We start from the raw sequence: 18889 nt of genomic DNA, 5'->3' as shown, positions 1-18889 counted from the left end.
GGAGCGGGCACCACGGCTGCCCCCCGTAATCCTCGGCCCGGTCGCGGTGCGGAGACGATGCCACTTGCCGAGCTCCGTCGTGGCGGGCCTGGGGAGCGACCGGGTATGGGCGCTCGCCGGCGCGTGGGCAGACGCTGAGGACGCCACCAGTCGGCTCGGCGGCGCTCTCGCCGACGACCTCAGCACCTTGGTGCCGAAGGTTCCCGGGGAACAGCGCCGGGAGCTGCTGCGAGCACGCCGCGCCGCGTTCAACTCCCGGGCGCTCCCTACCGGCCTGACGGCGCACACAGCGTACGCGGACACCATCGGAGCAGTCGGGCAGTACAACCGCGCACTGGCTTCCCGGCACTCGGCCGGGCGGGAGCTCGGCCGGGCACTGGCGGAGCTCGCCCAGGAAACCGGGGCAACGGTGGATACGGCGCTGAACGACCCGGACATTGCCTGGTCTATCGAGCTCTCCGTACCCGGCCTCCTGGCGGCCGGCCCGGTCGGAGCGCTGGACGCGACAGCGGAGAAGAAGGCACGACGGAGAGGTCTCACGCTGTTCCGCCTGATCCAGCGGGCCGCCACCAAACCCACGCCGTTCGCGCGGTTCGCCACCACCCAGGTGCTCTTTCGCGAGGTGACGCCCACTCCACAGCACAGCCACCCCCGGGTGGACCGTGCAGTGGTCGAGTGGGCGCGGGAGTGGATCACCACCGGAGGTCACCGGAGCCTGAGGCCGGAGCGACTGTGGCTCACCGTCAACCCGACCGCGATGGTCCGGGAACATGAGGACGGACCGCGCGTCATCTGGCTGGTCAGCGGCGGGGACGGCACGGAACGCTTCCTGTCTGCGCGGTGCGGAGCGGCGCTCGCCCGTACACTGCGCAGGCTGCGGGAGCCGGTCCGCCTAGATGGCCTCACCACACCTGATGGGCTGCCCGAAGCACTGGAGAGCTTGATCGAACGCGGGCTGCTGGAGGTCGGACCGTTGCTGCCCGGCCACGGCCGCCGGACACTGGAAGCGCTGGCCGACGCCACAGCCCCCGCGCCGGAGAGCAAAGGCGAGGACGCTCAGCTCACCCGGGAGGTGCATGCCGGTTTCCGTACGCTGCGCGACGCGGAGGACGCTCTCACGGACGTCGGGCGGGTCGACGCGCTGCGGAGTGCTAAAGAGGCGTGGGGCACACTCGCCGAAGCACTGCGGCCCAGCCGGCAGGGCGGCGGCCGGGAGGCGACAGACCGTTCCACGGTCAGTGAGGACGTCGCCGGTGTCCAGGTCGACGACGGCATCCTTCGTACCTCCCCGGACATTCTCGCCGACCTGGGTCGGATGCAGCGCGTGGTGCCATTGCTCGGGCTCGAGCTGCCCTTCCAGTTGGCCACCGCCATTGCTTTTCGGCGCCGCTTTGGGGCAGATCCGGTGCCGGTGCCCTCGGCCTACCGGTGGTTCCTCGAATCGGGCCGCAGGGAGTCCGATGCACTGCTCGCCGACTGCAGCGCTGACGACCTGGCGGCAGTGCTGAAGCTGCGCCGGCGGCTTTTCGAAGGGCTCCGGGCGGCAGTAGACCCGTCCCGAGCGGAAGCTCAGTGCGACCCCGGCCTGCTGGACGCAGTGGCGGCCGAGTTGCCGGACGGCGTGGTCGAACTTCCCTGTGCCGCCTGGCCACTCCAGCTAGCAGGGGACCGCGTGTTGGTCAACGGGGTCGGCAGTGGCTACGGACGCTTCGCCGCCAGGGTGGCCGCCGACCTCGACGATGCCCGGACGGCCGAGTTGCGCGTGTGGGCGGTGACCGCCCACACGCCGCACGAGGACGGCGTCCCGGTCGACATCTCCGCACTGTTGGGAGCCACGGTCAACGAGCACCCACTACTGCTGCCCGCCTCACTGAGCTATCCGGGCCGGGCGCTGGAGTGCGACCCCCGAACACGGATCGACCTGTCCACCTGCGTAGTGCAGGTGGTGGGAGGACGGCTGCTGCTGTTCAGTGAGCGCTTCGGGGAGCGGCCACTGTTCCCTGTACCGCACAACGCGACCCTGCCCACGGTAGCGCCCGGACTGTACCGGTGGCTGAGCCGCCTCGGTCCGCCAACGGGTGCCACGCTCGCGTTGTGGGACCACGTGGACGCCCTGGTGGCTCCGAAAGACCCAGCCGCCGTCCGCCACTACCCGCGGTTGACCCTGGGGCGTCTCGTACTGTGCCGGCGCACGTGGAAGGTCCCCGGCGCGGCGCTTCCCGACGTGACCTCCGCAAGCGGCGCGGAGGGAGCACTCGCTTGGTACCGCTGGTGCGCACGCACTGGAGTGCCTCGCCGGTCTTTCCTACGCACGACCACCTTCCCGGATCCGTGGGACGTCGTTCAGGGGCTGGCCGACAAGCATCCGGTACTAACCGCTCGTTCCCCTTCGGGCGCGGGCATCCGCAAGCCCCTCTACATCGACCTCTCGCAGCCACTGTGCTGGCCAGCTGTGCCGACTGATGGCGCGGACACCCTGACTTTCACCGAGCCCCTGCCCGACCCCGCCGACAGCGACCCCGGCGACCGTGCCACGGAGTACATCCTGGAAACCTCCCAGCCCTCACGTGCGTCGGCCACGAGCGGCGCGGGCTAGCGCCGCACGAGCGCCCCCGAGCCACAAAGGAAACCAATGGAGCCCCAAGGAATCGTCACCCTCGTCAACCCCAATCAGATATACCCTCCCATCGCGCCGTACGCGCTGGACGTGTTGACCACGGCGCTCGAAGCTGCAGGTTTCGAGGTGCACGTGCTGGACCTGACCTTCCACCTGGACGACTGGAAGCAGGTGCTCCAGGAGTATCTGCACTCCGTGCGCCCACTGCTCGTCGGCGTCACATGCCGGAACACCGACACGGTGTACGCCTACGAACAGCGCCCCTTCATCGACGGGTACAAGGCGGTGATCGACGAGATTCGTGCTTCGACCCAGGCTCCTGTCATTGCGGGTGGGGTGGGGTTTTCCACGATGCCTTTCGCGCTCGTCGATTACTTCGGCATCGAGTTCGGCGTGAAGGGACCGGGAGAGAAGATCATCTGTGAGCTGGCACAGGCCCTCCACGACGGCAGCTCCCCAGAGAACATCGCCGGCCTACTCATCAACCACAGCCCCGGACACGTGACCAGGGTGCCGCCACCTGTGCTCAGCGGGCGCGCGGTCACCACTTCAACGCCTCTCTCCTTCAGCGCCGTCGGCCGCTACGAAAGCCGAGCGTGGCAGGCAGAGACCAGGCAGGCCTATACGCGGCGCTCGGGAGTGCCCCACAAGGTCGACAATCTCCGCTACTACCGCCTGGGTGGTCTGGGAAGCATCCTGACCAAGAACGGCTGCGTCTACAAGTGCACACACTGCGTGGAGCCAGATGCCAAGGGCACCTCGTTCGCGCGCCGCGACGTGGAAGCGGTGGTGGATGAGATCGAGGCGCTGACCGCCCAGGGAATTTACGACCTCCACACTACGGACAGCGAGTTCAACCTCTCGATCGCCCACAGCAAGAAGCTGTTGCGGGAAATCGTCAAGCGCCGGGACGGCGACGTGTCCAGCCCACTGCGCCAGCTCAAGCTCTGGGTTTACTGTCAACCGGCCCCCTTCGACGAGGAGTTCGCGGAACTTCTGGCGATGGCCGGCTGCAAGGGGGTAAATGTCGGCGCGGACCACGTACGCCCCGAGATGCTCGACGCCTGGAAGGTGACCGGCAAGGGAACGCGGTACTACGACTTCAGCGACACCGTACGCCTGGTACGACTGAGCCACCAGTACGGGATGCTGACGATGGTCGAGGCCCTGTTCGGAATGCCCGGGGAAACCCAGGAGACGATGCGCGAGTGCGTGGACCGGATGATGGCGCTAGACGCCACGGTCACCGGCTTCAGCCTGGGGCTTCGCCTCTTCCCCTATATGGACCTGGCGATCTCCTTGGCCCAGCGGTGCGCCGGAATCCGCACACTTCCCGGACTCCAGTCCAACAACGCGACTGGGCCGATCATCCTTAAGCCTCTGGAGAAGTGCGAGAGCCCCATCGAGTACGAGAGACAGTTCATGTTCGACGAAGCGGGTGACTTCCGCCTGGTCTGCTACTTCTCACCGGATCTCCCGGAGGCCCCGGGGACCGTGGGAAGCCCCAACGGGATCTGGAGCGCGTCCGTCGACTTCCTATGGGACCACATTCCGGAATCCGAGTACTACCGAGTGATGCTCCCAACGATCTCCGGCAGCAGCGAGAACGACAACAACTACGCCGACAACCCGTTTCTCACCAGTCTCAACAGGATGGGGTACACCGGAGCTTTCTGGGCTCACTGGCGCGACCGCGAGCTCATCATGAACGGCACGACGACACCCGGCACGCTTGCTGCGGAAGTCGCGAGGTGAGCGCCAGGGAGCAGACACTGCGAGGGCAGGTCGCGTTGGTCACCGGCGCGGGACGCGGTATCGGGCGCCTGGTCGCTGTTGAGCTCGCGGAACAGGGCATGGCCCTCGGACTGGTCGGGCGGAACCGCGAGCGGCTGGAGGAGACTGCCCGCTCGTGCGCGGAGCACGGAGTGGCCACCGCTGTCCTAGTCGCGGATGTCCGGTCGGCATTCGAGGTTCGGGAAGCCGCTCACGCGGTGCGTACCGCACTCGGCCCAGTGGACCTGCTGGTGAACAACGCCGGACTCGTGGACCGGGGGGAGGCCCCCTTCTGGGAAGCCGACCAGGAGCACTGGTGGGAGGTCTTCGAGACCAACCTGCGTGGCACCGTCAACGGCTGCCAGGCGGTCGCGTCCGAGATGATCCAGCGCCGGTCGGGCCGGATCGTCAATATGAGTTCAATCTTCGCGGTGAGAGGAGACATCCGCTACTCCGCCTACAGCGCGTCCAAAGCGTCCGTGCTGGCCTTGTCCGCCGTCCTAGCAGACTCGCTCAGGGAGAACGGGGTTCACCTCTTCGACATCAGCCCCGGCATGGTCCGCACTGACATGACGCTGGGCATGGCCGTCTGCGCAGGTCGCGAGGATTGGACAGATCCCGCACGCTTCGTAGCCGCGCTGGTCCGGGTAGCTCACGGCGAACTCGACGCGCTGGCCGGGCGGTTTCTGCACGTAGGTACGGACAACTTCGACGCGTTGCTGGCCGAGGCGGGGGGGAAGGACAAGGCATCGATGGCCGAAGCGCCCTGAGGTACGGCCACCCGGAGGTGAGGGAGCGCCCGGTGCCTGGTGGTGGCGCGTACGAAGTGGCACCACCAGGCACCGGGCGACGGAACCGACCCACAACTCCTGGACGCACCAAACGGGTTGACCGACGGCCCCAGGCGTCGTCCGTCGTCGGCGCCCCAGGATCGCTCCCCCTGGACAGCGCAAGAGCCCAACAGCTCCGGCCCCAACACTTCGACAGGGCCAGACCGACCCCAGAACCTCAGCAGTCTTCTGTCCCCGGTCAGGCGGTGACGTCCCGGGAGGTGAACCGGGCCCAGGCCGCCGAGCCGAACACCGCGAGGTAGAGAGCCTGGAGGCCGAGGTTCTTGGAGATCTCCTCCCAGTAGATCGGCTCCCGCAGCACGTCGCCGAACGACAGCCAGTGGTGCGGGAAGAGGTAGGGGTGCACGGCGTGGAGCTGGGGGATGGAGTCCACGATCTGCACCGCCACCAGCAGGCCCACGGTGGCCGCCATGGCCGCGATGCCGCTGTCGGTCAGCGAGGAGACGAACAGCGCGATCGCCACGAACCCCACCAGGGACCCGGCCACCACCAGGGCGATCACCAGCGCCTTCCACAGCCCCTCGGAGAACGGCACGGTGGTGCCGGACAACAGGGTCACCTCGCCCACCGGGAACAGCACCAACCCGGTCAGCAGCGCCGACACCGCCACGGTCACCGTGGCCACCAGGCTGAACGTCAGGCTGGTGAGGCACTTGACCAGCAGCAGTCGGGTACGGCCGGCGGGGGCGACCAGCAGGTAGCGCAGCGTACCGGCCGCCGCCTCGCCGGCCAGCGCGTCCCCGGCGACCACCCCGACGGCCATCGGCAGGAAGATCGGCAGGGTCACGGCCAGGGCGGTGAACACCAGGAACACCCCGTTGTTGCTGACCTGGGTGATGAAGGGCGGCCCCTCCCCGCCTCCGTCGCCGACGGTGCCGCCGTCCCGGGTCTCGATACGGACCGCGATCCCCACCAGCACCGGCACCGCCGCCAGCACGGCGAGCAGCGCGAGGGTGCGCCAGCGGCGGAAGGTCAGGGACAGTTCGCTGCGCAGCAGGCCCCACGTCCACCACCAGGTGGCCGGCGGGGGGCCGCCCTTGGGGCCGGTCGCGTTCACGGCGTGCGCCTGGGCGCGCGGTTCAGCCCGCGACATCGAAGCCCTCCCCGGTCAGGGCCACGAACGCGTCCTCCAGGGAGGTGCGTTCGGCGCCGAAGGCCCGTACCCGCACGCCCTGGTGGACCAGTGCGGCGTTGAGGTCGGCCAGATCCGTCGGGGGGTCGGCGTCCGTGGGCGGGACGCCGGTGACCCGGTCCCGGTCGGTCGTCACGTCGGTCACCCCGTGCTCCTTCAGCACCCGGGCGGCCTCGGCCGGGTCCGGGGTGGTGACCGTCAGCCGTACCGGCAGTCCGCCGGACAGGGCGCTCACCGGCCCCTGCGTCAACAGCCGCCCCTGGTGCATCACGGCGACGTGGTCACAGAGCTGTTCGATCTCGTCCAGCAGGTGCGAGGAGAGGAACACGGTGGTGCCGTCCCGGGACAACTCCCGTACCAGGGCGCGGATCTCGCGCATCCCCTGCGGGTCGAGGCCGTTGGTCGGCTCGTCCAGCACCAGCAGTTCCCGTGGGCGCAGCAGGGCGGAGGCCAGACCGAGTCGCTGCTTCATGCCCAGGGAGTAGGCACGCGCCTTGCGGTCGGCGGCGGCGGTGAGGCCGACCCGGTCCAGGGCCTCGGCGACCCGGGCGGACCGGGTGGCCGGTGGGGCGGTGGCGTCGGCGGTGTCCAGCCGTACGAGGTTGGCCCGGCCGGACAGGTGCCCGTACAGCGCGGGGCCCTCGATGAGGGCGCCCACCCGGGGCAGTACCCGGTTCGCGGACCGGGGCATGGGCTGGCCCAGCACCCGGACGGTGCCCCGGGTGGGGGCGATCAGGCCGAGCAACATGCGGATGGTGGTGGTCTTGCCCGAGCCGTTGGGGCCGAGGAAGCCGAAGACGCTGCCGCGCGGCACCCTCAGGTCCAGGGAGTCCACGGCGGTGTGGCCGCCGGGGAAACGCTTGGTGAGGTCAGAGGTCTGCACCACTGTGTCCGACGCGGTGCCGGAGGGCGCCGTGGCGGTGGGTTCCGTGGCCGTGGGCGCCGTGTCGGTGGTCGGCCGCGCGGCCGGTGGGGCGGGGTCGCCGGTGGGAGGGCCTGCTGTGCCGTTCATGAGTGGGTGCGTCCCCGGGGTGGTTGGGCGGTGGGCGGGAGGTACCGGGCGGTGGGGGGAAGATACTCGGGCGGTCTACGGGCGGCGCCCCGCCCACCCTCCCGGTGGCTGGTGGGAAGGGCGGGCGGGGCGGCCGACTCGCTTACCGTGCGGCCTTGTTGGCCGCCTTGACCAGTCCCTCCTTGGTGACGGTGCCGGCGTAGACCTTGCCCTTGTCGGTGATCAGGACGTTGACCACCCGGGTGCCCACGACCCGGCCCTCGCCGAACTCGCCCTTGGCCTTGTCGGTGAGGCTGTCGAGGAACTTCTCCGCCTGTCCGGCCCGGCCCTCGCCGGCGTCACGGCCCGGGGAGGAGCCCAGCCCCTGGAGGGCGCCCTTGGGGCCCTTCAGCTCCACCACGGTGTCCCAGCCCTGGCCCAGGAGGTTCAGCCCGGAGGGGTCCAGGTCCCGCTGGGGTTCCTTCTTCTTCTGGTGCTTCTCGGCGAGTTCGCCGGGCACCTTGCCCTCGGTCACCTTGGTGCCCTTGGGCGGGGAGAAGTCGAAGGTGCTCTTGGCCGGCTTGCCGAAGTCGACCTTGGTGTAGCCGGCCTTGACGATGTCCTTGCCTCCGCCGCGCGGGGCGACGCTGAACTGGAGGGGTACGCCCTTCTGGGCGTCCACCGCGATCCGTACCGCGCCGATGGTGCTGTCGCCGGACTCCTTGGGCTTGATCAGCAGTTGGTAGGCGTCCCGTCCGGCGACCCGGGAGGTGCCGTCCACGCTGACCGAGGTGGTGTCGTCCACCGCTGCGAGGGCGCGCTTGGCCGCCTCCTGCGGGGTGAGCTGCTCCAGGCCCCGGGGGGTACCGGACCGGTCCCCGCCCTTCTTCTCGCCGTGGCCCTCGGGGAGTTCGACGTGGTACGCGGAGTTGCTGGCGCTGTCGTAGGTCCACAGCTCGTCGCCGTTGTGGATGGCGCTGTACTCGGCGGTCTCCTCGACCACCGAGACCCGGTGCCGTTCGGGTCCGTCCACCGCCACCCGCAGCACATGGCTGCCGGAGGCGAGTTCCATCAGCTTCTTCCGGGGGTCGGCCTGGGAGCCCTTGGAGCCCTCGCCGTCCTCACCGGAGCCCTGGTCCCCGCCGAAGGCGCCGCCGCCGCGCTGGCCGCCCGGCAGCTGGGGCAGGCCCAGGTCGGTGTCGATCTTCACGGTGCCGGACATGCTGCGTACGTCGGACTTGGCCAGCTTGGCCAACAGCTTCTCGGTGCTGATCTTGGGCAGGTCGGGGTCGCCGCTGTCGGCGAGCGCGGGGCCCAGGCCGAGAGTGAGGGCGGCCAGACCGGCCACCGCCGCGGGTACGCCGTAGCGGACCGAGCCTCTCACCGGGCGCGAGGCGGTCTCGCCGACCTCCCCCTGGCCCGCCTGGTCGGATTCGTTGCCGTGGGTCCTTGCCATCTCGTTGCCTACCTCCGTGGTCGGCGGCTGCGTGCTCGTGGTTGTCGTGTGGAGCCGTGGCTCTCGCACGTGTCCACCCACCCCCTGCGCCCGGCGGTGAACCCCACCCCGTCATTGTGGCCCGGCAGGGCCCGGAGTGGGAGTGCGGCAAGTCCAGCGGTGTGACTGCCTGACTTACGCCTTCCATGTCACCAGAGTCCGCGGCCGGGGGCGTCAGCCGCCGGGATCAACCTCGTGTACGCCCCTGGGAGGACGAACCCCCATCTCGGGGCGGGGTCCGCCCCTAGGGTGACCACTCCGGTAACGGACGCGGCACCGCCCGGGGTTCCCCGGGCCGTACCGGCTGGGGCGCCCGGGGTGAACGGAGGTGGCCGGGGCGTACGTTCCGGCCGGCGCCGCGACAGGGGAGGTCCCGACGCGACTCCGTACCGGGCCACCGGGCCGGTACGGGGCCGCCCACCCATGGGGGTCCCGCGTCCGGGGCGAGGTCGGGGCACCGCCCCCAGGAACGTCAGCCCGCCCCGACCGCCACCGCACCGGACACGCGAACCGCCGCTCCCGTCCGGGAGCGGCGGTCGTGGTCGCGGCCGAAAGGCACCGGGAAGCGCCGAGAAAACGCCGGAAAGGTGCCGAAAAGACGCCGCAAGGGCGTCGAACGGGCGCTGCCGACGAGCTGACGGGGACGCCCCGGAGGCTGGCCCCCGGGTCTCGTCTCCGATAGCCGATCCGGTCAGCCGACGCGGTGCACCACCGCGTCGCACAGGTCGTGCAGCGCGGTACGGGCCGGGCCTTCGGGGAGGCGGGTGAGCAGTTCCCGCGCGGAGTGGGCGCAGCGCGCGGTGTCCTGGCGGGCCAGGGCCAGGGCGGGGTGGGCGCGGAGTCCAGCGAGGGCCTCGGCGTGCCGGGCGTCGTCGCGCAGGTCGCTCTCCAGCAGGCGTACCAGGGCCTGGTCCTCAGGGGAGCCGCCGGCGGCGGCCTGGGCCCGCAGGTGGAGCACCGGCAGGGTGGGGACGCCCTCGCGCAGGTCGGTGCCGGGGGTCTTGCCGGAGTCCTCGCTGTCGCTGGCGATGTCCAGTACGTCGTCGGCCAGTTGGAAGGCGGTGCCGATCCGTTCGCCGTACTCGGTCAGGACCGCGGTGGCCTCCTCGTCGGCGCCGGCCATCCGGGCGCCCAGGTGGCAGGCGACGGCGACCAGGGAGCCGGTCTTGCCGGCCAGTACCTGGAGGTAGTGGTCCACCGGGGCCTCGCCCTCGGCGGGGCCGGCGGTCTCCAGGATCTGACCGGTCACCAGCCGTTCGAAGGCCTTGGCCTGGACCCGTACCGCCTCCGGGCCGAGGTCGGCCAGCAGGTGGGAGGCGCGGGCGAACAGGAAGTCGCCGGTGAGGACGGCCACCGAGTTGTCCCAGTGGGCGTTGGCGCTGGGGACGCCCCGGCGTACCTCGGCCTCGTCCATCACGTCGTCGTGGTAGAGGGTGGCCAGGTGGGTCAGCTCCACCACCACGGCCGCCGAGATCACGTCGCGGGACTGCGGTTCGGCGCCGAACCGGGCGGCCAGCATCACCAGCAGGGGGCGGAACCTCTTGCCGCCGGCCCGTACCAGGTGCTGGGCGGCCTCGGTGATGAAGGGCACCTCGCTCTTGGTGGCCTCCAGAAGTCCCTCTTCCACTCCGGTCAGTCCGGCCCGGATGTGGGCTTCCAGGGCCTGGTCGCGCACGCTCAGCCCAAAGGGCCCGTGGAGGGTCACTGGGGTCTCCCGTCTGCACACACGGTCGGTGGATACAGGGCGTTCCGGGTGGTCCGTCCACCACCACCCGCTTCCTCAGGGCAGCGTATCCGGTTCGTGTTCGATCATCATGGGCGCGTACCCGGGACAGCCGGCCGGTGCGCCGGATGGGGTAAGCGGGTCGCAGGGTGCCCGTGGGGCGGGGTGGTCGGGTGGGGCGGTCGGGTGTCAACTGCCCTTCGTGGGGCATCCGTTATACGGACATCGGGCACCGGTGACCGCCGACCGGGGGCGCACGTAGCCTGTGGGGCGACCCGATCCGGCGCACGCACTCTCGAAGGCGAGGCATCCGACATGGCCGACAGCCAGGGCCCCCTGGACCTGCCCGACGACCACCTCTTCGGCCTGGGCAACCTTCCCTACGGCGTCTTCTCCACCGCCGACGCCCCGGACCGGCGTCGGCTGGGCGTGCGGTACGGCGACCAGGTGCTGGACGTGGCCTCGGCGGTGGACCTGCACCCGCGCACGCTCTCGGCGCCCACCCTCAACCCGCTGATGGCGGCGGGCCGGACGGTCTGGAGCGAGGTACGGGCCGCCGTGCGGCAGGTGCTCACGGACGGCCGGGCGGCCGGCCACCTGCTGCCGCTGGACCAGGTCACCCTGCACCTGCCGTTCGAGGTGGCGGACTACGTCGACTTCTACGCCAGCGAACACCACGCCACCAACGTGGGCCGTATCTTCCGCCCCGACGGTGAGCCGCTGACCCCCAACTGGAAGCACCTGCCCATCGGTTACCACGGCCGGGCGGGCACCGTGGTGGTGTCCGGTACGCCGGTGCGGCGCCCGGTCGGGCAGCGCAAGCCGCCGACCGAGCCGGCGCCGCTGTTCGGGCCGTCGGTGCGGCTGGACATCGAGGCCGAGGTCGGGTTCGTGGTGGGCGCGCCCTCGGCGCTGGGGGAGCCGGTGGACCAGGACGCGTTCCGTGACCACGTGTTCGGGGTGTGCCTGCTCAACGACTGGTCCGCGCGGGACCTCCAGGCGTGGGAGTACGTGCCGTTGGGGCCGTTCCTCGGCAAGTCCTTCGCGACCTCGGTGTCCGCCTGGGTCACCCCGCTGGAGGCGCTGGACGCCGCCCGGGTCCGCCCGCCGGAGCGCAGCCATCCGCTGCTGCCGTACCTGGACGACGCCGACCGGGAGCCGGCCGGGCTGGACCTGCGGATCACGGTGTCGTTGAACGGGCATCCGGTCGCGGAGCCGCCGTTCTCCGCCATGTACTGGACGGCCGCGCAGCAGTTGGCGCACATGACGGTCAACGGGGCCTCGCTGCGTACCGGGGACCTGTTCGCCTCCGGCACGGTGTCCGGGCCCGGGGAGCACCAGCGCGGCTGCCTGCTGGAGCTGACCTGGTCCGGTCAGAACCCGGTCCAACTGCCCGACGGCGAGCGGGCGTTCCTCCAGGACGGCGACGAGGTGACCCTCACCGCCTGGGCCCCGGGGCCGGACGGTTCACGTGTCGGGCTGGGCGAGGTGACCGGCCGGGTGGAGGCCGCCCGTCAGGACGGGGCGTCGGGGTCCTGAGGTCCCGGTGAACGCGTCCCGGGTCGGGGTGGGACGCCTCACGAACCGTCTACGGGGGCCGAGGCTCGGCCTCGGCCCCCGTAGACGGTCACCGCGTCGGGGTGTGCCGCCTCAGGCGACGCGCACCGGCTCCGGCCGGCGGCGCAGCTCCTCCAGCGGGCCACGGTGCTTCAACTCGTCGATGAGACGCAGGATCTCGCTCGCCACCCGGACCATGTCCTCGCCGGCGGCGGTGAGCATCATGCCCTCGTGGGAGCGGTGGAACAGCGACTTGTGCGTCAGCCGCTCCAGTTGGCGGATCTGTTCACTGATGCTGGCCGGGGAGTACCCCAGCTCTCGCGCGGTCCTCGTCAGGCTTCCCGTCCGTGCGCAGGTGACGAACGCCCTCAACATTCGATCATTCACGAGGCTCCCCCTTTGGAGCGACAAGACCGTGAATTCCGTCATTTAGCCTTTACTCCCGGGGCGATGGTCAGGCGCCCCGGGAGGATTTTGCCATTCGTGGGTATCACGTTCCCACCCTTCACCGCCACACCTCAGATCTCCATTTGAGCCAGATCTGAGGGTTCAGCCCCTCCGAACCCCCCGCGGCAACGGCCGTGAATAGGTCTTCGGAGTTTCCGAACACCCGGCCTGGGGGCCGAAGTTCCTCGACGAGCGGCGACGGGCCACGTCTCGGGGTCCGTCGCACACCCTGAGGGAATGCGCTTACCTGTCGGATGCCGTCTTACATTGGGCCAACCACCGGCGGTTGGGGACGGTTGAGACGAAAACGACATCCCCGTAATTCAACCACGCGTTGAACGCGCGCCGAAAGTCGGTGATTACGGCCAGCAATTTCGACAACACTTCATCGCGGTGGAACTCCCGACCGGAAAACACGGCCCAAGAATTCAACGTCCCGACACCCGACAAGGGGAAAGGTACGTACCGCGACACCTCCGTGAAACACGCCGTACAAAGTTCACGGAATCGCTTTACCCGTCAACCAGTCCGGCCCGGGACCACCACCGCCGCATTGTCGAACCATGCGAATCCCTCCGACATCCCGATACTTCCCCAGCGCCTTCCCACACCTCACCAACCCACACCTGTCACTCTCGACCGGCCACGTACCGGGCTCCGGCGGCCCGGCCGGGGCCGGACAGCGGCCGGCCCTCGGCTGTCCCAGCCAACTGCTAGCTTGACTCGAAACCCACCCAGCGAAGGGACATGACCATGCGCAAGACCGCGCGGATGACGGGGGCCGTGGCCGTGGCGACGGTATTCGCGTTGAGCCTCACCGGATGCGGCGGCAGCGACGACGACGGCGGAGACAAGGCCGAGCCGAAGCCCAGTCAGAGCGAGAGCCAGGACAAGGGCGGCGCGGACGACCCGCTGGACGAGACGACCGCCAAGGGCATGGAGGGCATCTGGTACACCACGGCGGGCGAGAAGAGCGTGGGTCTGTCCGTGTACAAGGGCAAGATCAGCGTCACCTACGAGGGCGAGACCTGCACCGGTGAGGTGCTCAAGGCCAGCTCCCAGGTCGACATGAAGTGCGCCAAGGGCGGCACCGACCGCGCCAAGGGCACCGTGAAGAACGCCGACGGCAAGACCCTGACCATCGCCTGGGACGGCGGTGGCGACGAGACCTTCCAGCGGCTGAAGGGCGACCCCGGGGAGATGCCCGACCTGTCGGACCTGCCCACCAAGGCACCCTGACGCGACCGGGACCGGGCCCGCCCCACGCGGGAGGGCGCCCGGTCCCGCACCCGTCGACGAGGAGGGGCACCCCCACTGCCGGGGGTGCCCCTCCTCCGTCGTACGCCCCTCCCCCGCGGCGCTCCCCCGGCGTAACGATCGGGTCACGCGAGCCCTCGCCGAGCACCCGTCCCGACAGGTGACCACTGGCGACCTCCCCGGTGGCCCCCGTGCGATGCTGCTGCCTCGCCGGGCCGGCCCCGTGGTACGGCCCGGGCACTCACGACCCCGGCACCCAGGGAAGCGCGATGACCCGAACCGCCCCCCAGCCAGCACCGTTGACCAGTTCCCGTGTCGAGCGGGCCGCCCGGGTGCTGGAGCCCGTCGTACGCCGTACCCCGCTGGAGCCGAACGCGCGGCTGACCGAACTGCTCGGCCGGCCGGTGTCGCTGAAGCGGGAGGACGCCCAGCTGTGCCGCTCCTACAAGGTGCGCGGCGCCTACCACCTGATCTCCTCCCTCACCCCCGAGGAGCGCGCCCGGGGCGTGGTGTGCGCCAGCGCCGGCAACCACGGCCAGGGAGTCGCCTTCGCCTGCCGCCAACTCGGCATACGGGGACGGGTGTTCGTGCCCAACCCCACCCCCCGGCAGAAGCGGGAACGCATCCGCGCCCTGGGCGGCGACGCGGTGGAACTGGTGGTCACCGGCTCCAGCTACGACGAGGCCAGCGCGGCGGCCCGGGAAGAGGAGCGGCTGACCGGCGCGGTCCACGCCCACCCCTTCGACGACCCCCGCACCATCGCCGGCCAGGGCACCGTCGGCCGGGAACTGCTCCAGCAGTCCCCGGAACCCCCCGGCACCGTGATCGTGCCGGTCGGTGGCGGCGGGCTGATCAGCGGCATCGCCCTCTGGCTGCGCGAGCACTCCCCCGGTACCCGGATCGTGGGCGCCGAGCCGGCCGGGGCGGCGAGTATGCGGGCCGCGCTGGACAAGGGCGGCCCGGTACGGCTGCCGGAGCTGGACTCCTTCGTGGACGGGGCGGCCGTCGGCCGGGTCGGCTCGGCGACCTACCCCCTGGTGCGGGACCTGGTCGACGACATCGTGCCGGTGGACGAGGGCGCGGTGTGCACCGAGATGCTGGACCTCTACCAGACCGACGGCGTCATCGCCGAGCCGGCCGGCGCCCTGGCCAGCGCGGCGGCCCGCTGGGCGGTGCCGGACAGCCCCGGCCCGGTGGTGTGCGTGACCTCCGGCGGCAACAACGACGTCAGCCGGTACGCGGAGGTGGTGGAACGCTCCCTGCTCCACGTCGGGCTGCGTCACTACTTCCTGGTCACCTTCCCCCAACAGCCCGGCGCGCTGCGGCACTTCCTGGACGAGGTGCTGGGCGAGGGCGAGGACGTGGTGGTCTTCGAGTACGTCAAGAAGAACAACCGCGAGACCGGCCCCGCCCTGGTGGGCATCGACCTGGACCGCCCCGAGGACCTGGCCGGGCTGCGGACGCGGATGGCGGCCAGCCCGCTGTCCATCGAGCAGGTGCGCCCCGACTCCCCCCTGTTCCGCTTCCTGCTCTGACCCGCCCGTACCCGGGCACGCACCACACCGGGGGACGGCGGGACACGACGGGCGACCGGACGACGGGCCGACCCCGGTGACAGGGACCGGCCGGCACCCGCTCACTCCCCGCCATTGCCCGGTGCCCCTCAGGGGTCGACGATGTGGGCTCACCGTTCGAGGAGGGGATGAGCGCCATGCGTAGACGAAGATTCCTGACCGGCGTGACCGGGGTCGCCGCCGCCACCGTGGGCTGGGGGCTGGGCACCGGTACGGCGGTGGCCGCGCCCGGCGCCCGGGAGGCGGCCGGCTGGGGGCAGGTGACCGTACCGACCGGGCAGCCGGCCAGTCGGCTGACCCGGGTGGCGGCCGTCTCCACCGAACTGGCCTGGGCCGTGGGCGAGTCGGGCCGGAACGGCACCACCCCGGGCACCCCGCTGGCACTGCGCTGGGACGGCGACCAGTGGACGGAACTCGACCTGGGGCACCTGGACTTCGAGGGGCCGCTGACCCAACTGGCCGCCTCCTCCCCCGAGTCGGCCTGGGCACTGGGCGGCGAGGGCGAGTCCAGCCACCTGCTGCGCTGGGAGGGGGACAGCTGGCGGGAGACCGCGTTCCCCGACTCCACCCGTGCGGGCACCCGGCTGATCGGCCTGGCCGTGGCGGACGACGGGACGGTGTGGGCGTCCGGCGAGCGGGACGGGCGGTACGCGCTGCTGCGCGGCACGGACGGGACCTTCGAGTGGCTGGACCCCCTGCCCGAGGACAGCGGCACCCCGTACCAGGTACGGGTGGGGCCGGCCGGCGCGGTGTGGGTCTCCGGTGACGTCATCGCCCGCTGGGACCAGGGGAGTTGGACGGTGCTCCCCCAGCCGGAGGGCATCCGCCAGGGCATCGGCGACCTGCTGGCCCCCGCACCGGACGACGTGTGGGTGGTAGGCGCCTCCTTCGGCGTCGGCGGCCCACCGGACAAGCCGACCAGCGCGGTGTTCTCCCACTGGGACGGCACCGGGTGGACCGACCTCACCGAGGGGCTGCCCTTCCGGGTCGGCGGCCTGTACGCGATGATCGGCGACGCCGACCACCGGCCGGACCTGGTCGTCGGCTGGGACTTCTGGGACGGCCACCGCACCCACTACCTCCGCCGCGACGGCGACGACTGGGTCAGCGAACGGGGCCCGGACGCCGGCACCCAGACCCCGATGATGCGGCACCTGGCGGCCGTACCGGGCACCGACCAGATCTGGTCGGTCGGCTCCGACTCCCGCTACTCCACCTCTCCCCCGGCCCTGGCCAGGGTCGAGCGCTACGGGTGACCCCCCGGTGCCTCCCGGGTGACCGGGAGGCACCGGCAACGCTCAGCCGCCCACCAGGGCGGCCACCACGACCACCACCAACAGCAGGGCCAGGGTCGCTCGTACTACGCGGATACGCGTCTTGGGGTCCACGGCTCCAAGGTAGCCGGCCGGCCCGGCCGGCCGTCCGGCAGGCGGCGGGTCAGCCGGTCAGCGCCCAGGAGTCCAACGGCTCGTAACGCGGTCGGGCGCCCGGAACCCCGCCCGCCGGCAGATGGCTGCGCACCAGGCTGACCTCCCCCGCCGTCCACTCGGCCCCGGTGAAGTGGGCCAACGCGGCCACCGCCGGCCCCAGTTCGGCGCCCTTCCCCTGGGCGCGGGCCAGGGTGAGGTGGGCCCGGAAGGCCCCGCCCCGGGTGACCTCGGCACCGGCCCGGTGGGAACCGGCCGCCACCGAGGCGGCCAGCAGGCTCAGCGGTCGGCGGTCACCGTCCACCCCGGTCCACAGGGCGCGGTCCCCGAACCGTCCACCGCCCCGCAGCCTCAGCCGCAGGGGCGGGTGTCTTCGGGCCGCGCGTTCCAGCCGCCGGCCCAGGCCCGGGAGTCGGGCCGGCTCCAGTTCGCCCAGGAAGGCCAGGGTGATGTGCCAGCCGGCGGGGTCGGTCCAGCGCAGCCGTTCGGCCTCCACCAGGGGGCGCAGCCGCTCCACCTCCCGGCCCAGCTCGGCGGTCACGGAGGCGGGCGGCAGCAGGGCGACGAAGAGGCGCATACCTCCAGTGTCCCTCGCCGCCCCCCGGTGACCGCCCGGTCCCGGGTCGGCGGTCCGACGGCGGTCCAGCCATGGTCCGACGGCGGGGCCAGGACGCGGCGGGGGTCAGGCCGTGGTGGTCAGCCGTTTCCGGTCGGCGGGTTCGCGCGGTACGAAGGCCAGCTGGCGCCGGCCCCGCCTCAGGTCGACGTTGAGCCGCAGTCCACTGGCGCGGGCCAGGATCAGTCCGACCAGCAGTGCCGAGACGGCCGCGATCACCCCGCCGGACAGGAAGCCGACGCGGGCCCCGAAGGTGTCGGTGATCCAGCCCATGAGCGGCCCGCCGATGGGCGTACCGCCGACGAACACCATCATGAACAGGCTCATCACCCGGCCCCGCATGGCGGGGTCGCTGGCCAGCTGGACGGTGGAGTTGGCGGTCACGTTGAAGGTGAGGCCGACCGCCCCGATGGGGACCAGCAGGGCGGCGAACAGCCAGAACGAGGGACTGACGGCGGCGACGATCTCCAGCAGCCCGAACAGTCCGGCGGCGCCGACCATCAGCCGCAGCCGGGTGTGGCTGCGGCGGGCGGCCAGCAGCGCCCCGGCCACCGAACCGGCGGCCATCAGGGAGTTGAGCAGGCCGTAGGTGCCGGCACCTTCCTGGAAGACCCGGTCGGTGAAGGCGCTGAGCCAGATCGGGAAGTTGAAACCGAAGGTGCCGATGAAGCCGACCAGCACGATCGGCCACACCAGTTCGGGGTGGTTGCCGACGTAGCGCAGGCCCTCGCGTAGCTGGCCCTTGGCGCGGGGCGCGCGCTCGGCCGGGTGCAGTTCCCCGGTGCGGATCATCAGCAGCCCCGCGAGCGGAGCGGCGAAGGACAGTCCGTTGAGCAGGAACGCCCAGCCGCTGCCCACGGCGGTGATCAGCACACCGGCGATGGCCGGGCCGATCAGCCGGGCGCTCTGGAAGTTCGCGGAGTTGAGGGAGACGGCGTTGCGCAGCTGGTCGGGGCCCACCATCTCGGAGACGAAGGTCTGCCGGGTGGGGTTGTCGACCACGGTGATCATGCCGAGCACGAAGGCCAGCGCGTAGACGTGGAGGACGTGGACCTGGCCGCTGAGGGTCAGGGCGGCCAGCACCAGTCCGGTCAGCGCCATGGACGCCTGGGTGGCCAGCAGCAGTCGGCGCTTGTTGCAGCGGTCGGCCAGCACGCCTCCGTACAGGCCGAACAGCAGCATCGGCAGGAACTGCAGGGCGGTGGTGACACCGACGGCGGTGGCGGAGCCGGTGAGGCTGAGGACCAGCCAGTCCTGGGCGATGCGCTGCATCCAGGTGCCGGTGTTCGAGACCACCTGTCCCATGGCGAAGAGCCGGTAGTTACGGATCCTCAGCGAGCTGAACATCGAGGTCTTCGCGGACTCGGGGGTGGCTGGTGCGGGTGCGGAAGCTGCTCCGTGGCCCGTACTCAATGGGTTTTCGCCTCCT

The 18889-nt window shown here is 71.2% G+C and carries 14 protein-coding genes; 7 read left to right on the top strand and 7 right to left on the bottom strand.

Annotated features, from left to right (window positions below):
- The first annotated feature begins 64 nt into the window (after window positions 1-64).
- Genes ABZT14_RS16275 through ABZT14_RS16265 form a run of 3 tightly spaced genes read left to right on the top strand, consistent with a single transcriptional unit; the run spans window position 65 to window position 5160 of the window.
- Window positions 65-2596, top strand: coding sequence for a lantibiotic dehydratase (locus ABZT14_RS16275; RefSeq protein WP_356302442.1), 2532 nt, complete (start codon window positions 65-67; stop codon window positions 2594-2596).
- A 36-nt stretch (window positions 2597-2632) separates the two neighbouring features.
- On the top strand, window positions 2633-4372 hold the full coding sequence (tsrT, locus tag ABZT14_RS16270; RefSeq protein WP_356302440.1) for a tryptophan 2-C-methyltransferase: 1740 nt from the start codon (window positions 2633-2635) through the stop codon (window positions 4370-4372).
- Entirely contained in the window at window positions 4369-5160 is a 792-nt protein-coding gene (locus ABZT14_RS16265) for an SDR family oxidoreductase (RefSeq protein WP_356302437.1), read from the top strand. Before tsrT ends, ABZT14_RS16265 begins: the two co-directional genes overlap by 4 nt.
- Before the next feature lie 259 nt (window positions 5161-5419).
- Here ABZT14_RS16265 and ABZT14_RS16260 read toward each other — a convergent pair whose 3' ends face one another.
- The 4 genes from ABZT14_RS16260 to ABZT14_RS16245 form a co-directional block, all read right to left on the bottom strand.
- Complete coding sequence (locus ABZT14_RS16260) at window positions 5420-6334, bottom strand: ABC transporter permease subunit (RefSeq protein WP_356302434.1); 915 nt, start codon at window positions 6332-6334, stop codon at window positions 5420-5422.
- The gene (locus tag ABZT14_RS16255) at window positions 6321-7385 is read right to left on the bottom strand and encodes an ABC transporter ATP-binding protein (protein WP_356302431.1); all 1065 of its coding nucleotides are present in this window, start codon (window positions 7383-7385) and stop codon (window positions 6321-6323) included. Before ABZT14_RS16255 ends, ABZT14_RS16260 begins: the two co-directional genes overlap by 14 nt.
- A gap of 142 nt (window positions 7386-7527) precedes the next feature.
- Window positions 7528-8820 carry a DUF2092 domain-containing protein gene (locus ABZT14_RS16250; RefSeq protein ID WP_356302428.1) on the bottom strand — a complete coding sequence of 431 codons (1293 nt, stop codon included), beginning with the start codon at window positions 8818-8820 and terminating at the stop codon, window positions 7528-7530.
- A gap of 730 nt (window positions 8821-9550) precedes the next feature.
- Window positions 9551-10564: a polyprenyl synthetase family protein gene (locus ABZT14_RS16245; protein ID WP_356302425.1), complete on the bottom strand. Its 1014-nt coding sequence runs from the start codon at window positions 10562-10564 to the stop codon at window positions 9551-9553.
- 333 nt (window positions 10565-10897) lie between these two features.
- Between ABZT14_RS16245 and fahA the strand changes: the two genes are divergently transcribed.
- Window positions 10898-12121, top strand: coding sequence for a fumarylacetoacetase (fahA, locus tag ABZT14_RS16240; RefSeq protein ID WP_356302423.1), 1224 nt, complete (start codon window positions 10898-10900; stop codon window positions 12119-12121).
- Between the two features lie 111 nt (window positions 12122-12232).
- Here the strand turns inward: fahA and ABZT14_RS16235 are convergent, their stop codons facing one another.
- Entirely contained in the window at window positions 12233-12526 is a 294-nt protein-coding gene (locus tag ABZT14_RS16235; RefSeq protein WP_356302420.1) for a LysR family transcriptional regulator, read from the bottom strand.
- A gap of 807 nt (window positions 12527-13333) precedes the next feature.
- Here ABZT14_RS16235 and ABZT14_RS16230 point away from each other — a divergent pair.
- The 3 genes from ABZT14_RS16230 to ABZT14_RS16220 all read left to right on the top strand — a co-directional run bounded on the left by ABZT14_RS16230 (window position 13334) and on the right by ABZT14_RS16220 (window position 16673).
- The gene (locus ABZT14_RS16230; RefSeq protein ID WP_356302417.1) at window positions 13334-13825 is read left to right on the top strand and encodes a hypothetical protein; all 492 of its coding nucleotides are present in this window, start codon (window positions 13334-13336) and stop codon (window positions 13823-13825) included.
- A 287-nt stretch (window positions 13826-14112) separates the two neighbouring features.
- Window positions 14113-15378 (top strand): threonine ammonia-lyase IlvA, encoded by a 1266-nt coding sequence (gene ilvA / locus ABZT14_RS16225; RefSeq protein WP_356302415.1) that lies wholly within the window; start codon window positions 14113-14115, stop codon window positions 15376-15378.
- A 176-nt stretch (window positions 15379-15554) separates the two neighbouring features.
- Window positions 15555-16673, top strand: coding sequence for a hypothetical protein (locus ABZT14_RS16220; protein ID WP_356302412.1), 1119 nt, complete (start codon window positions 15555-15557; stop codon window positions 16671-16673).
- A gap of 181 nt (window positions 16674-16854) precedes the next feature.
- On the opposite strand, the gene thpR is transcribed toward ABZT14_RS16220, so the two are convergent.
- Both thpR and ABZT14_RS16210 read right to left on the bottom strand, forming a co-directional pair.
- Window positions 16855-17421, bottom strand: coding sequence for an RNA 2',3'-cyclic phosphodiesterase (thpR, locus tag ABZT14_RS16215; protein ID WP_356302410.1), 567 nt, complete (start codon window positions 17419-17421; stop codon window positions 16855-16857).
- A gap of 105 nt (window positions 17422-17526) precedes the next feature.
- Window positions 17527-18873, bottom strand: coding sequence for an MFS transporter (locus ABZT14_RS16210; RefSeq protein ID WP_356302407.1), 1347 nt, complete (start codon window positions 18871-18873; stop codon window positions 17527-17529).
- Window positions 18874-18889: the final 16 nt, after the last annotated feature.

This window comes from Streptomyces sp. NPDC005438 (genome assembly GCF_040606315.1).
GTDB lineage: Bacteria > Actinomycetota > Actinomycetes > Streptomycetales > Streptomycetaceae > Streptomyces.
This window is presented reverse-complemented; position numbering and strand designations above follow the sequence as displayed.